At 43.4% G+C, this 17,975-nt stretch carries 10 protein-coding genes; 5 read left to right on the top strand and 5 right to left on the bottom strand.

The features are described 5' to 3' along the window. Window positions 1–35: 35 nt before the first annotated feature. Window positions 36–776: an MIP/aquaporin family protein gene (locus AC1XUD_RS07905; protein ID WP_483360430.1), complete on the bottom strand. Its 741-nt coding sequence runs from the start codon at window positions 774–776 to the stop codon at window positions 36–38. A gap of 157 nt (window positions 777–933) precedes the next feature. Here AC1XUD_RS07905 and purB point away from each other — a divergent pair, with 157 nt between their 5' ends. Continuing rightward, window positions 934–2,280, top strand: coding sequence for an adenylosuccinate lyase (gene purB, locus AC1XUD_RS07900; RefSeq protein WP_483360429.1), 1,347 nt, complete (start codon window positions 934–936; stop codon window positions 2,278–2,280). Window positions 2,281–2,402: 122 nt separating this feature from the next. On the opposite strand, the gene AC1XUD_RS07895 is transcribed toward purB, so the two are convergent. Together AC1XUD_RS07895 and AC1XUD_RS07890 are read right to left on the bottom strand one after the other, a co-directional pair. Next, window positions 2,403–4,958, bottom strand: coding sequence for an adenosylcobalamin-dependent ribonucleoside-diphosphate reductase (locus AC1XUD_RS07895; protein ID WP_483360428.1), 2,556 nt, complete (start codon window positions 4,956–4,958; stop codon window positions 2,403–2,405). A gap of 284 nt (window positions 4,959–5,242) precedes the next feature. Next, complete coding sequence (locus AC1XUD_RS07890; RefSeq protein ID WP_483360427.1) at window positions 5,243–7,159, bottom strand: S9 family peptidase; 1,917 nt, start codon at window positions 7,157–7,159, stop codon at window positions 5,243–5,245. Window positions 7,160–7,288: 129 nt separating this feature from the next. Between AC1XUD_RS07890 and AC1XUD_RS07885 the strand changes: the two genes are divergently transcribed. Beyond that, window positions 7,289–7,774, top strand: a complete 486-nt coding sequence (locus AC1XUD_RS07885; protein ID WP_483360426.1) for a hypothetical protein — start codon at window positions 7,289–7,291, stop codon at window positions 7,772–7,774. Window positions 7,775–7,789: 15 nt separating this feature from the next. Here AC1XUD_RS07885 and AC1XUD_RS07880 read toward each other — a convergent pair whose 3' ends face one another. Both AC1XUD_RS07880 and proC read right to left on the bottom strand, forming a co-directional pair. Then, window positions 7,790–9,799 (bottom strand): beta-L-arabinofuranosidase domain-containing protein, encoded by a 2,010-nt coding sequence (locus AC1XUD_RS07880; protein WP_483360425.1) that lies wholly within the window; start codon window positions 9,797–9,799, stop codon window positions 7,790–7,792. A gap of 69 nt (window positions 9,800–9,868) precedes the next feature. Beyond that, entirely contained in the window at window positions 9,869–10,672 is an 804-nt protein-coding gene (gene proC, locus AC1XUD_RS07875; RefSeq protein ID WP_483360424.1) for a pyrroline-5-carboxylate reductase, read from the bottom strand. A gap of 297 nt (window positions 10,673–10,969) precedes the next feature. Here proC and AC1XUD_RS07870 point away from each other — a divergent pair, with 297 nt between their 5' ends. The 3 genes from AC1XUD_RS07870 to AC1XUD_RS07860 all read left to right on the top strand — a co-directional run bounded on the left by AC1XUD_RS07870 (window position 10,970) and on the right by AC1XUD_RS07860 (window position 17,867). Next, window positions 10,970–14,386 (top strand): transglutaminase family protein, encoded by a 3,417-nt coding sequence (locus AC1XUD_RS07870; RefSeq protein ID WP_483360423.1) that lies wholly within the window; start codon window positions 10,970–10,972, stop codon window positions 14,384–14,386. 66 nt (window positions 14,387–14,452) lie between these two features. After that, complete coding sequence (locus AC1XUD_RS07865) at window positions 14,453–16,999, top strand: circularly permuted type 2 ATP-grasp protein (protein WP_483360422.1); 2,547 nt, start codon at window positions 14,453–14,455, stop codon at window positions 16,997–16,999. Further along, the gene (locus AC1XUD_RS07860; protein ID WP_483360421.1) at window positions 16,989–17,867 is read left to right on the top strand and encodes a transglutaminase family protein; all 879 of its coding nucleotides are present in this window, start codon (window positions 16,989–16,991) and stop codon (window positions 17,865–17,867) included. Before AC1XUD_RS07865 ends, AC1XUD_RS07860 begins: the two co-directional genes overlap by 11 nt. Window positions 17,868–17,975: the final 108 nt, after the last annotated feature.

Genomic DNA, 17,975 nt, shown 5'->3' with positions numbered 1-17,975 from the left:
GATCTGAAAGTTTGGAGTTTAATAGTCTAATATAATTATAATGAAATCATTTTCATTATTAAACCTGCTACTGCAGCACCGGCCAACGGCGCAACAAAGGGTATCCATGCATATTGCCATTCTGAGCTTCCTTTGCCCGAAATAGGAAGAATCGCATGTGCAATTCGAGGACCTAAATCCCGCACCGGGTTAATTGCATATCCGGTCGTTCCACCCATCGACAAGCCCAAACTCCAAACCAGCATTCCCACCAGATACGGCGATACGCCTGCGGGTATTCCTCCTCTGGTGGCAGCGGAAGTATTGGCAAATCCAATTGCAACGATACCAACGATTAGTACGGCTGTCGCCAGAAATTCACTCAAAAAATTAGCTCCTGCAAGTCTGATCGCGGGATTTGTTGCGAAGCAGGCCAGCTTGGAACCCGGGTCTTCTGTAACTCTCCAATGTGGAAGGTACTGGAGCCAGACTAAAACTGCACCTAAAAATGAACCAATCAATTGTGCAGGGATGAAGCTTGGAATCAAACTATAATCATCGTTAAGAACGGCGAACCCGATCGTGACGGCAGGGTTCAGATGTGCTGCGGGGCTTCCGAAAACAGTAGCTATAAAAACGCCGAACATCACGGCGAAGCCCCAGCCAGCGGTAATGACTATCCAGCCCCCGTTATTGCCTTTTGTGCCTTTTAAAACTACATTGGCTACCACGCCATTGCCAAGAAGAATAAGAACCAAGGTGCCAACTAGTTCACCAAGAAATGGGGATGGTTGCATGAAGAAAGTGATGATTAAGGATTAAAATACGAATATGTAAATTGTTTTAAAATTTCTATCTCAAATACCATAAAGAATATTTCATGCGCGGTATACCAGTTTTGGTTGGTGAATTCTACTAACTTTGTCCTCTAATCTATCTTTTGTACTGAAAATCATGTTATTGAATCAACTTACGGCTATTTCACCAGTTGACGGCCGTTATTACAAGCAGGTATCTGAGCTTTCGAATTACTTTTCTGAATATGCACTTATTTATTACCGAGTGTATGTTGAAATAGAATACTTTATCGCACTTTGCGAGATTCCGTTGCCGCAACTATCTGAATTTGATAAGCAGAATTATGCTGCACTGAGAAGTATATATGAAGATTTTTCTGAGCAGGATGCCCTGCAGATTAAGGAGACAGAAAAAGAGACCAACCACGATGTAAAGGCGGTTGAATATTTTATCAAAACGAAATTTGAAAAGTTGGGTATCGAGGCATATCAGGAGTTTATTCACTTAGGATTAACGTCTCAGGATATTAACAATACTGCTATCCCGCTTTCTCTTAAGGACGCGCTGGAGCGTCAGATCAAGCCCCTTTTTCGCCAGGTTTTGTTCGTTTTAAAAAGAATGTCACTGGAATGGCGTGATATACCAATGCTTGCTTTCACCCATGGCCAGCCCGCTTCCCCGACTCGGGTTGGTAAGGAGTTTTTGGTATTTGTGGAAAGACTGGAGCGTCAGATAGAAATGCTTGACAAGGTTCCGCATTCTGCCAAATTTGGAGGCGCGACCGGAAATTTCAATGCGCACCACGTGGCATATCCAAAGCAAGACTGGATGGCTTTCGGTAATCATTTTGTGGAAGGGCTTGGTTTGAAAAGAAGCAAGCATACTACCCAAATCGAGCACTATGATAACCTCGCAGCGATATTTGACGGCCTGAAAAGAATCAATACAATACTGACGGATTTGAACCGTGATATGTGGACTTACATATCGATGGGTTATTTCAAACAAAAAATTAAGGCTGGTGAAGTAGGTTCGTCAGCGATGCCGCACAAAGTCAATCCGATTGATTTTGAAAATTCGGAAGGTAATTTAGGGCTTGCATCTGCGCTTTTTGAGCACTTTGCAGGCAAACTTCCTATCTCACGTATGCAGCGGGATCTTACAGATTCAACTGTGCTGCGTAATATCGGAGTGCCGGTTTCTCATTTGGCCATTGCTTTGAATTCATTGCTAAAGGGACTTGGTAAAGTTGAGCTCAACCTCGATATGCTGAAGTCGGAATTGGAAGAAAACTGGGCAGTTGTTTCAGAAGCAATTCAGACAATATTACGTCGTGAAGGATATCCGAAACCTTACGAGGCGTTGAAAGAATTGACCAGAACTAACGATAAAATCACCCAGGATTCGATATCGAAATTCGTTGAAACACTGGATGTTTCTGAAAAAATAAGAGAAGAACTACGTCAGATCACCCCGTTTAATTATTTGGGAGTGGTAGAGTAGGGTTTATTTAAATGATTTTCAAGAAAAACGGGAGCTCAGTTTGGGGCTCCCGTTTTTATTTCAGACTTACCAGATTTTCAAAACCTTGTAAGTCTGGAACCTGGCAAGTATAAAACCAATTATCAACCGCATTTCGATGATCCGCAATCTTTACAGGTAAGGCAACCTTCCTGATACATCAGGTTTGTTGAATTACAGTTCTGACAAGATTGTTTTTTTACTTCAGTACCGTCCGGTACATATCTCTTTAAAGCGCGGGCAACACCGTTTTTCCATGTATTGATTGCTTCGTCCAATTGCAAACTACTGATCAGATCCACTACTTTTTCGATCGCCATTCCGTGGCGTAATGTACTGGAAATCAGCTTGGCGTAGTTCCAGTACTCCGGATTGAATTTGTGAGACAATCCTTCAATCGTAGTTTTATAGCCACGCGTATTTTTATATTGGAAATCGTAGCGCGAACTTCCATCAGCCTCGCGGTTTTTAATGATCAATCCTTCATTTACCCAGCGTGGGATCAATATACCATCTTCATCATCGGCAAAACCCGTGAAAATTTCATATGGTTGATCGTCAATCAAACCGATAAAGGCGATCCATTTGTCCTTTTTATTTTGGAAACGTACCACATCCGCTTGCAAAACCTGCGGGCGTGTAGTCGGGAAAGGCGTTTTGCCTTCAGCAGTTTCCGGTTCTGCGGTTTTTTCAGATGCAGAAATCAGAACGCCCGATCGCGAACCATCTCTATATACCGTAACTCCTTTGCAGCCTGCCTTCCAAGCCTCCATGTAGCATTCTTCCACCAACTCTTCCGTCACGTCGTTCGGCATGTTGATCGTAACACTGATCGAGTGGTCTACCCATTTCTGGATTGCTCCCTGCATTTTTACCTTATTCAGGTAATTGACATCGTTGGAAGTAGCCTTATAATATGGAGATTGACGCACCAGATCATCCAATTCTTTTTCAGAATAATTAACCGAAATGTCATGACCATTTACTTCCATCCATTGCTTAAAACGGTGGTGGAAAACAATATATTCTTCCCACGAATCACCAACCTCATCTACAAAATCAACTCGGACATCTTTGTCGTTAGGATTAACTTTTCTTCTTCTCTTGTAAACAGGAAGAAAAACGGGCTCAATTCCGGACGTTGTCTGAGACATCAAACTCGTAGTTCCAGTAGGCGCAATGGTCAGAAGCGCGATGTTTCTTCTGCCATATTCCAGCATTTCGTAATACAACTGAGCGTCGGCCTCTTTCAATCTCAATATGAAAGGATTGTTTTTCTCTCTTTCCGAGTCGAAAATCGCAAATGCACCTCTTTCTTTTGCAGTATGTACGGAGCTGCGATAGGCCTCCAGAGCAACAGTTTTGTGAATTTCAACAGAGAAGTCGGTTCCTTCCTGACTACCATATCGCAGGCCAAGAGCAGCAAGCATATCTCCTTCTGCAGTGATTCCAATACCCGTTCTGCGACCTTCGTTAGCCTTGGTTTTGATCTTGAGCCAAAGATTTTTCTCGATAGCTTTTACTTCATCGGTCTCCGGATCTTCATCAATTTTTTGAAGAATCGCATCTACCTTCTCCAATTCAAGGTCGATGATGTCGTCCATCATGCGCTGAGCGGCGGAAATATGCTTACGGAAAAGATCCCAGTTGAAACTTGCTTTGGAAGTAAAAGGCTGGTCAACATAAGAGAAAAGGTTGATCGCCAGCAACCTGCAAGAGTCATATGGACAAAGCGGAATCTCACCGCACGGGTTTGTTGATACGGTCTTATATCCCAAATCGGCATAACAGTCAGGTACCGATTCGTTGATGATCGTATCCCAGAACAAAATTCCCGGTTCTGCCGAACGCCATGCATTGTGGATGATCTTTTTCCAAAGTGCTTTTGCATCAATATCTTTTTGATAAACAGGTTCGGCACTGTAAACCGGATATTGCTGCGTATAAGACTTACCAGCTTCAACGGCCCGCATAAATTCGTTGTCGATACGGACAGAAACATTGGCTCCTGTTACCTTGCCCTGCTCCATTTTTGCATCGATAAAATCTTCAGAGTCAGGATGTTTGATCGCCACTGATAGCATAAGTGCTCCGCGGCGGCCATCCTGAGCTACTTCTCGCGTAGAATTGGAATAGCGCTCCATAAAGGGCACAATTCCTGTAGATGTCAATGCGGAGTTCTTTACTGGAGAACCCTTCGGCCTGATATGCGACAAGTCGTGTCCAACACCACCACGGCGTTTCATCAATTGCACCTGCTCCTGATCAATTTTCATGATCCCGCCATATGAATCAGACGAGCCATCATTTCCGATCACAAAACAGTTTGATAACGAAGCGATCTGGAAGGGATTTCCAATACCCGTCATCGGACTTCCCTGCGGAATGATATATTTGAAATTTTTGATTAAATCAAAAATCTCGTCGTCCGTCATAGGGTTGGGATATTGTTTTTCAATTCTTGCGATTTCGCTGGCGATACGCTTGTGCATATCATCTGGCGTTAATTCATAAATCGCTCCCTGGGAGTCCTTAAGCGCATATTTGTTAACCCAAACACGTGCAGCCAGGTCGTCGCCCTTGAAGTATTTTAATGAAGCCTGATATGCTTCGTCGGAAGTATAAGTTTGAGCTGTATATGAAGTATTTGTGATTTCCATTTGGTGTGTTGGCTGGATATTTTTAACTTTTTGCGAATCGTAAATTTAACGATTTATTAATTCTGGATACGTAGTAGAAAATAAAAGTTTACAGAAAAAAAACATAATTGATTTATAATGAGGTTATTAAATTTCAAGAAGGTATAAAAAGTTTACAAAAAGTGAAAACCTAATTTCTACTCAGTTTTATTTATGTTCATTTTTTTATTTTCCACTAAATGAATGGTTTATAAAAAAAGAGGTCGCATTTAGCAACCTCTAACCCCATAGATATCAATAAGAAATTACTTGGCGTCTCCTTTCACTCTCAGATATTTGTCCAAAAATTCGAGTGTCTTTTTCGATGTTGTGATCTGGTTTTCCTTTTTGACAAAGCCGTGGCCTTCGTCTGGGTATATCACATATTCAACTGGAACACCGTTTTTCTTAACCCCGGCTACAATTTCATCACTTTCCACTTTCAAAACGCGGACATCGTTTGCGCCCTGGAATACGATCAAAGGTTTTTTGATCTTTTGATAATTGAATAAAGGGGAGATGCTTTTCAGACGAACGCTATCCGCAGAATAGGGGTCGCCCATTTCATCATACAATGCTTTTCTGGCTGCTTCCCAGTAGGGCGGAATACTGCGTAGTGTTCTGATCCAGTTGGCGACTCCGAACAGATCTACACCAACTTTAAATTCGTTGGGCTGGAATGCCAAAGCGCCCAATACCATACACCCGCCGTAGCTGCCTCCATATATTCCAATTGCGCTGCTATCTATATATTCTTGTTCGGCAAGCCATTTCTTACCCCAAACGCAATCTTTCAAATCTCCGTTGCTATGATCGCGATTGTCCATTTTGTAAAAAGCTTTGCCATATCCGCTGCTTCCGCGGTTATTAACAGCCAAAACGGCGTATCCGTGATTGACGAGATATTGAATTGAATTACTGAATCCAACCCGACTCTGTCCGCCAGGGCCGCCATGCACCCATACAAGTGCAGCGGCTTTGCTATCTTTTCCGGCCTGAAGAGGTTTGTAATAAATAGCAGGAATTTCTTTTCCATCAAAAGATTTGAAACGGACAACTTCAGCCTTCACCAGGTCATTTTGATCTATGGCTTTGTTTAAAGTCGATGTAAGCTGTTTTAACTCTTTTTTCTCGATGTTGTAAGCATATAAGTTGGCCGGACTTGTGCTACTACCAACAGTCAGCAACAAATTCTTTTCCGAGTTTGAAATAATGACATTCAATATATCCGCATCTTTTATATCGGGAAAACTTACTTCTTTGCCCGTCAAGTGGTCGAAGAGCAATACTTTGTTTTTCCCATCGTCATTCACAAAAACGGTATGATACTTTTCTTTTTCGCTCAAATTCATGCCGACAACATCCCATTTGTCTTCAAAAAACTTTTCGGTTTTACCAGTATTGATGTGGTATTTAATGATATAACTGAACTCGCTTCCGTCGTTTGAGGCATAGTACATCAGGCTGTCATTTCTCTCAAAAGCTAGCGGAAACCACGTGGCTTCGTTGTCATTACTAAGCCTTTTTGTTGATTTTGTGGTGCGGTCGTATAGGTAGAGATCGTTTTTGTCAGCACTAATTTCCTTCGTTAACGCAACATAACGCTCGCTTTTACTGACTAGCGAGGGATAAAAGCCATCTTTATTCTCATATAATAAAACGGGCTTCCAACTTAAGGTGTCCAATTTCCAGACATCGAAAAATTTTTGATCCCGTTTATTGCTGGCGACATACATCGATTTTTTATTATCACTCCAGCCCGCAAAACTATTTGTACTTTTGGGCCAGGGTGTTAAGTCTTTTGCAATGGAATCTGTCCTGTTTCGTAAATAAAGATGCGTGTTTTCATCCCCGCCCTGATCGGCGGAATAGAGGTATTTGGTGCTGCCCGGTAAGTAATCGACCGCGAAGAATGACTCTTTTTTAGATGAAGTAAGCGCTTTTGAGGCAGTGTCTGCAGTGTTTATTTCAAAGACGTTGTAAATTCCGGACGAGTTATTATGAACCAAAACCTTGGATTCGTCGGCGTTAAAACCAGCTGCCCCGACGGCCAGGTTGTTGGCGAGCTGTTCAATGGTATATTCTTTTGGTGTTCGCGGCTTGTCTTGTTCTTCCTTTTTACCGCATGAAGCTAGAGAGCCGGCAATCAAAATTACGCTGAGCAATGATTTGAATGGGTGCATTTAGAGATATGGATTTGATGAAACAATAGCCAATTACTTGGATAAGATAGTGATATCCATACACTTACTGTTCAAACCGGCCAGGATTTTATTTGCCGGTCATTTTGCTCCGGTTACAACCTTTTTTGAATGAAACGACTCGTAGTAATATATATCAGGCGACTGCCAAAAATGAAGACATTATTGCTTTTCTCGATGGTATTTATGATTTTAGTCGGTTGCAAGACGGATGATCCGCTGCTGCCCCCAGGTGAAGTATATCCCAAGCTTATTAAGTTTGATAATTTTACGGTGAATGTACCGGAGGACTGGGATGGTGAAAAATTGCAAGGTATTGATTCCAAAGTAGGCTATATATCCAACAAAAAGGATCGTCTCAATTTTGACTATGGCTGGTATTCCGATGATTTGAGCAGCTTAACGGAAAAAACGCATTTCCGCGAGAAAACAAAAATAGACGGTCATGATGCATTGATTGCCCGACCTCGCATAAAAGGAAATGGGCAGATTGGCCTATATGTGAAGCTGGACGATATGGTCAGCTTCAACCTCGTAGGAACGAGCTCAAACGAACAACAGATTTTGAATATTTTTAAGTCGGTGAAATTTCTTTGATTGAACTTTGACGGGTTACTTTCGCCCAACAATTGGGAACTGCGAAATTCTCAACTGGGTGCAACCATATGGAACGAGCTCAATTTCTTCTTCGGCGGTATCTGCTTCCAATCCATAAATACGGCTATATGGCAGCGGGCCGGCCATATCATTATAAAGTTTCCACGCCGGAATACGTTTTCCTTTTGTTTTGATCTTTAATGGTGCATTTTCCAAATTCCATGGGAAGGAGCTGGTTTTGTCATTTCTTTCGAGGAGATAGTTTTGAGCCATTTTTTCTTCCTTCATTTCAAAAATGCCATAATTCCACGGGGAGCCAGGCAGGATTTCGTCGTATCCAGCGCCATATGCAATCGGGTCTTTTGTATTTTCAACGTGCTGCACTTCCTCCTTAATTTTCAAGGCATAAGTAATTGGTCCTCGCTCAACGGAAATTGAATTTTCGAACCAGGTATTGTTCACAATACGCATTGGAAGGGTCATATCTACGACATCCCCTGTTTTCCAAATCCGATCCAGTTTCACAATTTTATTGCCTTCTGATCGGAGCGCCGAAATGCCATTGACCTTAATATCAGCCGACTTGCACCAAGCCGGGATACGTAAATGCAGTGGAAATTTTAAATTTGATTCCGCAGTATATGTAAACTGAATAGTTTCATTAAATGGGTAATTTGTGACCTCCGAAAAGGAGACCGTCTTTCCGTTTTTGAGTTTGGTTTTTACTTCATTGGATGAATAAACCAACGCAGCAATTCCGTTATCGGCTGTGGTATACCACAAATTCTGAACGAACTTCGGCCATCCCTGATGCATATTGGACGTGCAGCAAGGATATCCCGAAAGCAATCCATAACACAAGTCTGTTCCGCTATGATTATCTGCGAAATTCCGCATCGTTCTGTTGATCATCACCTGGTTGGCCTGCTGGAAATACTGGCGGCTCATATAGTCATCGCTGGTTTGGGCGGGAAGCGCGTTGAAAGCAATTTTTTCAAGTCGATCGCCATAGCTTGCGTCGCCCGTAATTCGAAGAATATTTTCAAGCGAAAACATCATTTCAACTGCTGAACATAACTCGGAGCCTTGTGTCGGATTGTTTCCGTGAAGTGCTTCGTCTCCCCCATATAGTCCGTGTGCCATTCCATTGAATTTCATCAGGTCTGCAAATCCTTTTTTGGTTGCATCAAGATATCTTTGATCTCGATGGTATTGGAAATAGACGGCGGGCTCCTTTATTCCCTGCGCCAGATTTACACAATGAATGCTACCTGTTGTCGAGAGTAAATTGGAGGTGAGGAAAGAGTTGGTGTAGTCAAAAGTCTGACTGTGAATGAGTTCTCCTAATTTTAATAAAAATGCTTCATGCGTGATATCATATAGCCAGTAAACCACCATCAGGTTGTCGCCACCACGAAATTTTGCCCAATATGTCCAATGATCCAGCGGAGTTTTCGGCAATTCTTTTAATTGATATTTAAAATAGTTTGTCATCAGTTGGATGACGCGCGGATCGTTGGTGGCGGAATAGTATTGCTGCAAAATTTTCAACATCACCATCTTTGGCCACCAGTCTTTTGCATTGTCGCGCTGCACGCCGGGTTCATTTGGATAATCTTTGGATGGTCCAAAGAATCCATCCGGTTGCTGACTGCTGATCGCCCACTCAATCCACGGTTTCGTTTTGGCAATCAGCTCTTTATCATCGAGGATATATGCCAGCGGCAACAAACCATCCAGCCAATATGGCCCTCTTTCCCACTGATCTCCGTCACCTCCAAGCCAACCGTTGCGGTCACTCATCACCACCGGATATAACTTGTCGAGATTCCCTGTCGCGCCGTTTTTTTGCCTGACCAGCATTTCCTTTAACCATCCGCTAGGTTTGATTGCACCTAACGGCAATTCATAATACATACCCGAAGCCAGCTTATTGTATTTCCTTTCTTTCGTTTGAGAAAAACCTGAAATAGATATTTGACAAATCAACGAAAAACAAATGATGAGGTGGCGATAGATATTCATTTTGAAAAAAGGTTATAATATAAAAAATGGCTCAATTTGAGCCATTATATGTATATCATGTTTGGTGTATTATCCCTTCGACAATTCAGAGGATCTTGACTGAGCCGCCAGAATACCGTCTTTCAGTGTCTGATCCAGATGCCCTGCTTCGAATTGTTTCAATGCCGCCTCGGTTGTGCCACCTTTCGAAGCCACCGCTTTGATCAGCTCATCGAGTGATTTGTCGGCATTATTGATCAGGTGATAGGAGCCCAGCATCGTTTGTTTTACCAAAAGTGCTGACACGGATTCTTCAAAGCCCATTTGTTTTCCAACTTCAACCATCGCTTTCACCATATAGAAGAAGTATGCTGGCCCGCTTCCGCTGAGTGCGGTAACAGCGTTCAATTGTTCTTCGTCTTCCAGAAACACCGACCGTCCCGTAGCGTTAATCAGGTTTTCAATTTTTTTCAATTGATTGAAATTCACCTCCGAAGAGGCAGTATATGCAGTAATACCCATACCCAACATGGCTGGTGTATTTGGCATGGCGCGGATAACGGCCTTATGGTCAAGCGATTCCTGAATAGCCTGGATAGTCACACCGGCCATGATGGAAAGGACCACTTGCTCTGGTTTGATCACCGCTTTTAATGCTTCTGAAACGGACGAAAAATCCTGAGGCTTGACCGACAAGATAACAAGGTCATAATCACTAACCTGCGGGCTAATAACTCCTGTAATAACGCCAGGCTGGAAACTACTCAGTTTATCCATCCGGTCTTCACTTTTTTCAACAAGAAGGAAATCCTGTTTTCCTACGAGATCAAATTTGAGGAAGGCCCGCGCAAAGGCCAGACCCATATTACCGCAACCGATTATTGCAATTTTCATCAGATACTATACTTAATGCTTAGAATAAAATGACTAAACTCTTGAGTAATTTGAAGAGTAAACTCCGAATTTAAAGGGAATGAAACTGATTAGTCGCATGTTTGCAGATAATTCTGGATTTTTTGAATGCAGATTCATTTAATTGTGTTCAGAAAGGACCGGTCGCCTGAAAAATATTATTTTGATAATAGACGGTCGGGTGATATATAAATTTTGAAAACTGCTCAGAATGCATTTGTTTAGATAAGTTAATTTCTGAACGTCCGAATATCAGAAAATCATTGTAATAATCCAACTATGGCTATCAAAGTTGCTATTTCGCATAAAACAAGATATAAGTTTGACCGTAGTGTTTCGCTGGGACCGCATATTTTCAGGTTGCGCCCTGCTCCTCATTCACGTACTCCGATTGAGGGATATTCCTTTAAAATCTTTCCGGAAAATCACTTCATAAACTGGCAGCAGGACCCATTCGGGAATTACCAGGCGAGAGTAGTTTTTCCCGAAAAAACAACGGAATTGCGCGTGGATGTGGAGGTGATTGCGAAACTTCAGGTTATTAATCCGTTTGACTTTTTCGTAGAGGAGTATGCCGATAAATTTCCGTTTCAATATGAGCATAATTTAAAAAGTGAGTTAGGTCCATATCTCACGCCGAGCGAGAGCGGACCTTTACTTCATCAATGGATCGCCCAGAATCAGGTTTACGGAGACATTAAGACGGTCGATTTTCTGGTTCACCTCAACACAAGGCTTTATCAGGCGCTGAAATACAATATCCGTATGGAAGCCGGAGTGCAGACTTGTGAGGATACCTTGTTACAGGCAAGCGGCTCCTGCCGCGATTCAGGTTGGCTTTTGGTGCAAATTCTGCGTCACTTAGGTATAGCGGCCCGATTTGTTTCCGGTTATTTGGTTCAGCTAACTTCTGATATCAAGTCGCTGGATGGCCCTTCGGGACCGGAAGCTGATTTCACTGATTTACACGCATGGGCGGAAGCATATGTGCCAGGCGCTGGCTGGATTGGTCTGGATCCTACATCCGGACTTTTTGCGAGTGAAGGTCATATCCCATTGTGCTGTACGCCCGACTATGCGAGCGCGGCGCCTGTTTCAGGAGCTACTGATATCGCCGAGGTAACTTTTGAGTTCGAAAATAATGTTTTTCGGATTCACGAAGATCCACGCGTTACCAAGCCATATACCGAAGAACAATGGAATTCGATCATGAAAGTAGGGGAGGCTGTAGAGACAGATCTTCAGGAAAATGATGTTCGCTTGACGATGGGTGGCGAGCCCACGTTTGTATCGATAGATGATTTTGAGTCGGCTGAATGGAATACCGCTGCTGACGGACCGCTCAAAAGACAGCTAGCGTATGATTTGGCGCTCCGTCTGAAAAACCGGTTTGCTTTTGGAGGTTTGCTTCATTTCGGACAAGGTAAATGGTATCCGGGCGAGCCGTTTCCCAGATGGCAATATGCTCTTTACTGGAGAAAAGACGGACAGCATATCTGGCAAAATGATAGCCTTGTAGCTAAAGAAAATGACGTAAAGGCGACCTTCCGGGATGCTGAATTATTTGCAACAGAACTGACGAAATATCTTGGAATAGATATCAACAATATAACCCCTGCATACGAGGATCCGGTTTTCTGGGCCATGGAGGAGGGGAAATTGCCAGTTAATGTTGATCCAATGAAAGCCAACCTCAAGGATTCGATTGAGCGGCGTACGTTGGCCAAGTTACTGGAAAAGGGCTTGAATAATCCGGCAGGATATGTTTTGCCTTTAAAATGGAATTTTACCACTCATTCCTGGGCAAGTTGTGAATGGCAGTTTCGGAGAACCCACTGCTTTTTGATACCGGGTAATTCGGCGATGGGATATCGGCTTCCGTTAAAATCACTACCGGAAGTAGCAAAGGAAAAACGTGAGCATCAGGTTGAACGCAGCCCGTTCGAAGACCTGCCCGCTTTGGAAAACTATGCGCCGATTGTTCAAAACAGATATGGAAGTGTGGCTCCCGCATATGTACCTGTTACTCATAAAGTAGCAGCGGAATCGGAGGAGGAAACGAAAGAGCAGGAGGATTCCAAACTTTTGTTTGAAGTCCCGATTATCAAAACGGCATTGGGTGTTGAGGAGCGCGACGGCATCATCTATATCTTTATGCCTCCGGTTGAATATCTGGAGCATTATCTGGATTTGATCGCCTCCGTGGAAGCAACTGCAGAAAAGCTGAAATTGCCTGTTCGGATAGAAGGATATCCTGTTCCTTCCGATTACCGGCTTCAAAAACTAATCGTTACGCCGGATCCCGGGGTTATCGAAGTTAATATTCATCCTTCCAAAACCTGGCAGGAAATAGTCGATAATATCAGTGCCCTTTACGAAGAGGCTTTCTTTTCGAGATTGGGTACAGATAAATTTATGGTCGATGGCAGGCATACCGGCACGGGTGGTGGAAACCATGTCACCATAGGAGGTGCTACGCCGTCGGATAGCCCAGTCCTGCGCCGGCCCGATCTTCTGCGAAGTTTGATAACTTATTGGCAGCATCATCCTGCGCTCAGCTACCTTTTTGCCGGTCCGTTTATTGGGCCTACCAGTCAGGCACCGAGGATCGATGAAGGACGCGATGAGAGATTGTATGAGGTAGAGCTGGCATTTGAGCAAATTCCGGATGGGAAAGAAATTCCTTTCTGGATGGTGGACAGAATATTCAGGAATCTCCTTGTCGATATTACAGGAAATACCCACCGCTCCGAGTTTTGCATGGACAAGCTATATTCACCAGACTCCGATACCGGAAGGCTGGGGATTCTTGAGTTTCGAGCCTTTGATATGCCTCCTCACAAGCATATGAACCTCGTGCAGACTTTGTTGGTAAGGGCGTTGATTTCTAAGTTTTGGAAACAGCCGTATAAACACAAACTGATCAGATGGGGAACTGAATTGCACGACAGATTCCTGTTGCCGCATTTTGCTTATCTGGATGTGGTCGATGTCGTAAACGACCTGAAAGACGCGGGATATAATTTTGATATATCATGGTTTGATCCATTCTTTGAATTCCGCTTCCCGACTTATGGCGGCATTACAGTCGACAATATCCAACTGGAATTGCGGCTTGGAATTGAACCTTGGCATGTTTTGGGAGAAGAACTTTCCAATTCCGGAACGGCCCGTTTTGTGGATTCTTCATTGGAAAGACTGCAGGTGAAAATCAGTGGATTTGTGGAAGACAGGCATATTCTGGTATGCAATGGTTGCCGGGTTCCGCTGAGAAGTTCGGGTATAAAAGGCGAGTATGTGGCAGGTATCAGATACAAAGCATGGAATCCGCCATCGGCGTTACATCCGACAATCGGAGCTGATGCGCCACTGGTGTTTGATATTGTCGATACCTGGAATAACCGTACATTGGGCGGTTGTACCTACTTTGTTTCGCATCCGGGCGGCCGTAGTTTTGACACATACCCTGTCAACAGTTTTGAAGCAGAATCGAGGAGAATCAGTCTGTTTCAGGGATTTGGGCATACTCCGTCACCGCCTCAGATCACGCCGATTGTTGAAAATACGACAGGTACTGTCTCCCGGTTCGTTGCGCAGAGCAAAAAAGATATGAAAATTGATACACCGGTTGAACTCATAAATCCTGAATATCCAAATACCCTCGACCTCCGTAAATTCTGGAGATCGAGATCCTGATATGTTGAAGCTAAACGTCAGTCTGCGGTTTTCCATAGACTGACCCTATAACCTCCGTCATCAACCATGTTTATTGAATCTGTGAATCTTTTACAAAATTACCAAAGTGCCTTAAACTCCTATGACGAGGTATTGGACAAGGACGGTAGGATCAAGCCCTACTGGAACACTTTGTTCGCGACATTGGAAAAACTGGGTATGGAGGAACTGAAGGTTCGCAATCAGGAGGTCATCAGCAAACTTCGGGAAAACGGGGTAACCTACAATGTATATGAGGGAACGGAAGGGCTCAACCGACCGTGGATTTTAGATCCCATTCCTTTTTTGATTGAACAAAAAGAATGGAATCAGATATCCAAAGGGCTTCAACAGCGGGCCACTTTGATGGACATGATTTTCAAGGACATATATGGTCCCCGGAATCTGGTCAAAAACGGGATTATACCAGCTGAACTGGTATTTGCCAATAATGGATTTCTACGTGCTTCCCACGATGTAAAACTTCCCGGGGAGACGCAGCTCGTGCTTTGTGCGATTGATATGGCGCGAGGACCGGACGGCCAGATGTGGGTTGTTGACAACCGGACGCAAGCTCCATCAGGTGCGGGATATGCGCTCGAGAACCGGTCGGTAATGAGCAAACTGCTCCCGGAGATGGCCGATGGAATGTATGTCAACAAGCTTTCTCCTTATTTTAACGCCATTCAGGATAGTGTTTTAAAATATTCAAGCAGGTCAAAAGAAGGCCCGAATATAGTTTACCTAACACCCGGGCCAAACAATGAGGCATATTTTGAGCATGCTTATCTTGCATCATATCTGGGATATACCCTTGCGCAGGGGGAGGATTTGGTGGTAAGAGATGGTTCCGTTTGGTTGAAATCCATTGATGGTCTGGAAAAAGTGGATGTCATTATTCGCCGGATAGATGACGATTGGTGTGATCCACTGGAATTGAGAGAAGATTCCAAGTTAGGCGTTCCGGGACTATTGCAAGCGGTGCGTTTGGGCAATGTAAAAGTGCTGAATCCGCCAGGTTCAGGGGTATTAGAAAACCATGCGTTTCTAGCTTTCATGAGCAATATCTGCAAGTACTTTTTAAATGAAGATTTGATCATGCCTTCCGTTGCAACCTGGTGGTGTGGTCATGAAAAGGAGCTTCAATTTGTACTCAGCAATATTGATAAACTGATTATCAAAAAAGCTAACCGCAAATCCAAGTTCAGGTCGATATATGGAAGGTTACTTAGTCTTCACGATCGGGAGCTTTTGAAATTACAAATTCAAAACGCTCCACTTGACTATATTGCGCAGGAGGAGGTAAGCCTTTCAACCACCCCTTCGCTGATTGACGGAAATATTGTTCCAAGATATGCAGCGCTCAGAGGCTTTTTAGTGGCTGATAATAATGGATATCAGGTCATGCAGGGTGGCCTGACGCGTAGTTCCCCTGTTAAGGATCGTTTTCAGGTTTCGAATCAATATGGGGGGCTTTCAAAAGATACCTGGATCGTTTCTGACAAAACGAGACGTGAAAGCGAAAAAATATCGATTTTATCCCAACCAGCGGTAAAGAAGCATGTCAGCTTGCCAAGCCGCAGCGCAGAAAGTCTTTTTTGGGTTGGACGATATTGTGAAAGAACTGTGAGCTCTCTCAAGTTTATCAATATTGTGATCAATGCGTTGAATCAGGAAAGGTATTTCAGCGGTTCGGTGAAAAAAACACATATTAATATCCTTCTAAAAGCGCTTACAAATCTTACTGCCACTTATCCGGGGTTTATTGAAGATGAAAGTAAACGTCGCGATCCATATCCTGAAATAATTAATATAGTTTCTGACTCCACGCTTCCCGGATCCATCGTTTCCAATATTTCCTATTTTCTCAATTCTGTGGCAGCTGTCCGTAATCAGTGGGATATCGAAATCTGGCGGATAGTGGATGTAATTGAGCACGGGCTGGTCAACGCAAGAAAGGGTAGCCAGATGAATAGTAGTAATATTCAGAGAACCATCGATTCTTTGAATAACTCTATGGTAACTTTCATCGGCGTGATCGGGGAAACCATGCCGAGAGATAAAGGATATCTGCTTTTGGATACAGGCAAATTGGTCGAGCGAATTCTTTCCAGAATCAGCATCATTCAGTCTTGTTTCGGTATAAAACATGACACCTCCATCGAGAATGAGTTTATTGAGGTAGTGCTTCAATATCATCATTTACTGGTTAATTACAGACAGATATATAAATCGCAGCTTTCCATGGAAGCGATGATCGATATGGTGCTTCTGGAGACATCCTTGCCTTATTCGATGGTGCATATGCTAGACGAGTTAGCATCCAATCTGTCAAAATTATCGCCCACCTCGAAACGGGATCGTTTGAACGAAGCCGAGAGAGCAGTTTTGGAAGCCTCCACACTGATCAAACTGTCTGATATCAACTCTCTAAATGTCTGGAGTTCGGTGAATGAACGGGAAACGCTTTTTGAGTTGTTGTCAAAAGTCAGGAATCTGATTGCCTCGGTGTCGGTGAGCCTTACTAATCTGTATTTCAGCCATACAGTCATGCAACATTCTTTCCTAAAACCTGTGGAAGACAATGAGATATAAGCTCGTTCATAAGACAGAATATAAGTATCCGGATGTAGTCACGAGCTATCAAAGTTTGCTTTGTCTTGCGCCGCGGACATTACCAATGCAGGTATGCCAGGATTTCAGGCTTGATATCTCGCCCGCTCCGTCGGAGATAATTGAACGTGTCGATTTTTATGGGAATACGGTACATTACATATCCTTGCATTCGCCACACAGGCATCTTTCGGTTGTTGCAACGAGTATTGTCGAATCTATTACGGGCTCAATCGGCACGCATTTTCTTCCTTCTCCGATATCTTGCGCTGAGGCGATAAACAGGTTGAAAGGTGATCGTTCGTTGAAAGTATCATTACTTGAATATATGATACCCAGCCCGATGATTCAATGGGACAACGATATTCATGAATATGCCAGGGATTGTTTTAGTGATGAGAAACCTTTATACGATTGTGTGCGGGCGTTGACACACAAGATATTCAACGAGTTTGACTTTGTGCCGGATTTCACAACCATCCACACGCCTACGCAAGAAGTATTGAGGGCCAAAAAGGGAGTTTGTCAGGATTTTTCTCATTTGGCAATTGCCTGTATCAGGAGTTTTGGTTTTCCGGCGAGGTATGTAAGCGGATATCTTGAGACGCTGCCTCCGCCTGGCCAGAGGAAATTGCAGGGCTCCGACGCTTCGCATGCATGGGTTTCGGTTTTTGTTCCCGATTATGGATGGTGTGATTTTGATCCGACCAACGACCTTGTACCTGGAGAAAGGCATATCGTCACGTCCTGGGGAAGGGATTACAGTGACGTGCCACCTTTGAAAGGAGTGATTTTTAGTTCGGGAAAGCAGTCTTTATCGGTCGAAGTGGATGTAATCCCATTAGATTGACATATCTCTTTCACTTTTAACAGAATGGTTGTTTTAAAGAATTTGAGAATTGACCTTGTTTCTCTAATTTTACCGCAACGTTTTTTGATTTCAGTTTACAAATCCATT

The sequence above is a fragment of the Dyadobacter sp. HNCC25DJ184 genome (genome assembly GCF_056895215.1).
Note: the sequence above shows the minus strand (reverse complement) of the source record. Positions and strands in the feature narration are given on the sequence as shown.

What these genes read in the sequence shown, in the direction of transcription:
- AC1XUD_RS07905 (WP_483360430.1), bottom strand. Translation starts at nt 776, where the DNA reads ATGCAACCATCCCCATTTCTTGGTGAACTAGTTGGCACCTTGGTTCTT.
- AC1XUD_RS07885 (WP_483360426.1), top strand. Translation starts at nt 7,289, where the DNA reads ATGAAACGACTCGTAGTAATATATATCAGGCGACTGCCAAAAATGAAG.
- proC (WP_483360424.1), bottom strand. Translation starts at nt 10,672, where the DNA reads ATGAAAATTGCAATAATCGGTTGCGGTAATATGGGTCTGGCCTTTGCG.
- AC1XUD_RS07890 (WP_483360427.1), bottom strand. Translation starts at nt 7,159, where the DNA reads ATGCACCCATTCAAATCATTGCTCAGCGTAATTTTGATTGCCGGCTCT.
- purB (WP_483360429.1), top strand. Translation starts at nt 934, where the DNA reads ATGTTATTGAATCAACTTACGGCTATTTCACCAGTTGACGGCCGTTAT.
- AC1XUD_RS07865 (WP_483360422.1), top strand. Translation starts at nt 14,453, where the DNA reads ATGTTTATTGAATCTGTGAATCTTTTACAAAATTACCAAAGTGCCTTA.
- AC1XUD_RS07860 (WP_483360421.1), top strand. Translation starts at nt 16,989, where the DNA reads ATGAGATATAAGCTCGTTCATAAGACAGAATATAAGTATCCGGATGTA.
- AC1XUD_RS07870 (WP_483360423.1), top strand. Translation starts at nt 10,970, where the DNA reads ATGGCTATCAAAGTTGCTATTTCGCATAAAACAAGATATAAGTTTGAC.
- AC1XUD_RS07895 (WP_483360428.1), bottom strand. Translation starts at nt 4,958, where the DNA reads ATGGAAATCACAAATACTTCATATACAGCTCAAACTTATACTTCCGAC.
- AC1XUD_RS07880 (WP_483360425.1), bottom strand. Translation starts at nt 9,799, where the DNA reads ATGAATATCTATCGCCACCTCATCATTTGTTTTTCGTTGATTTGTCAA.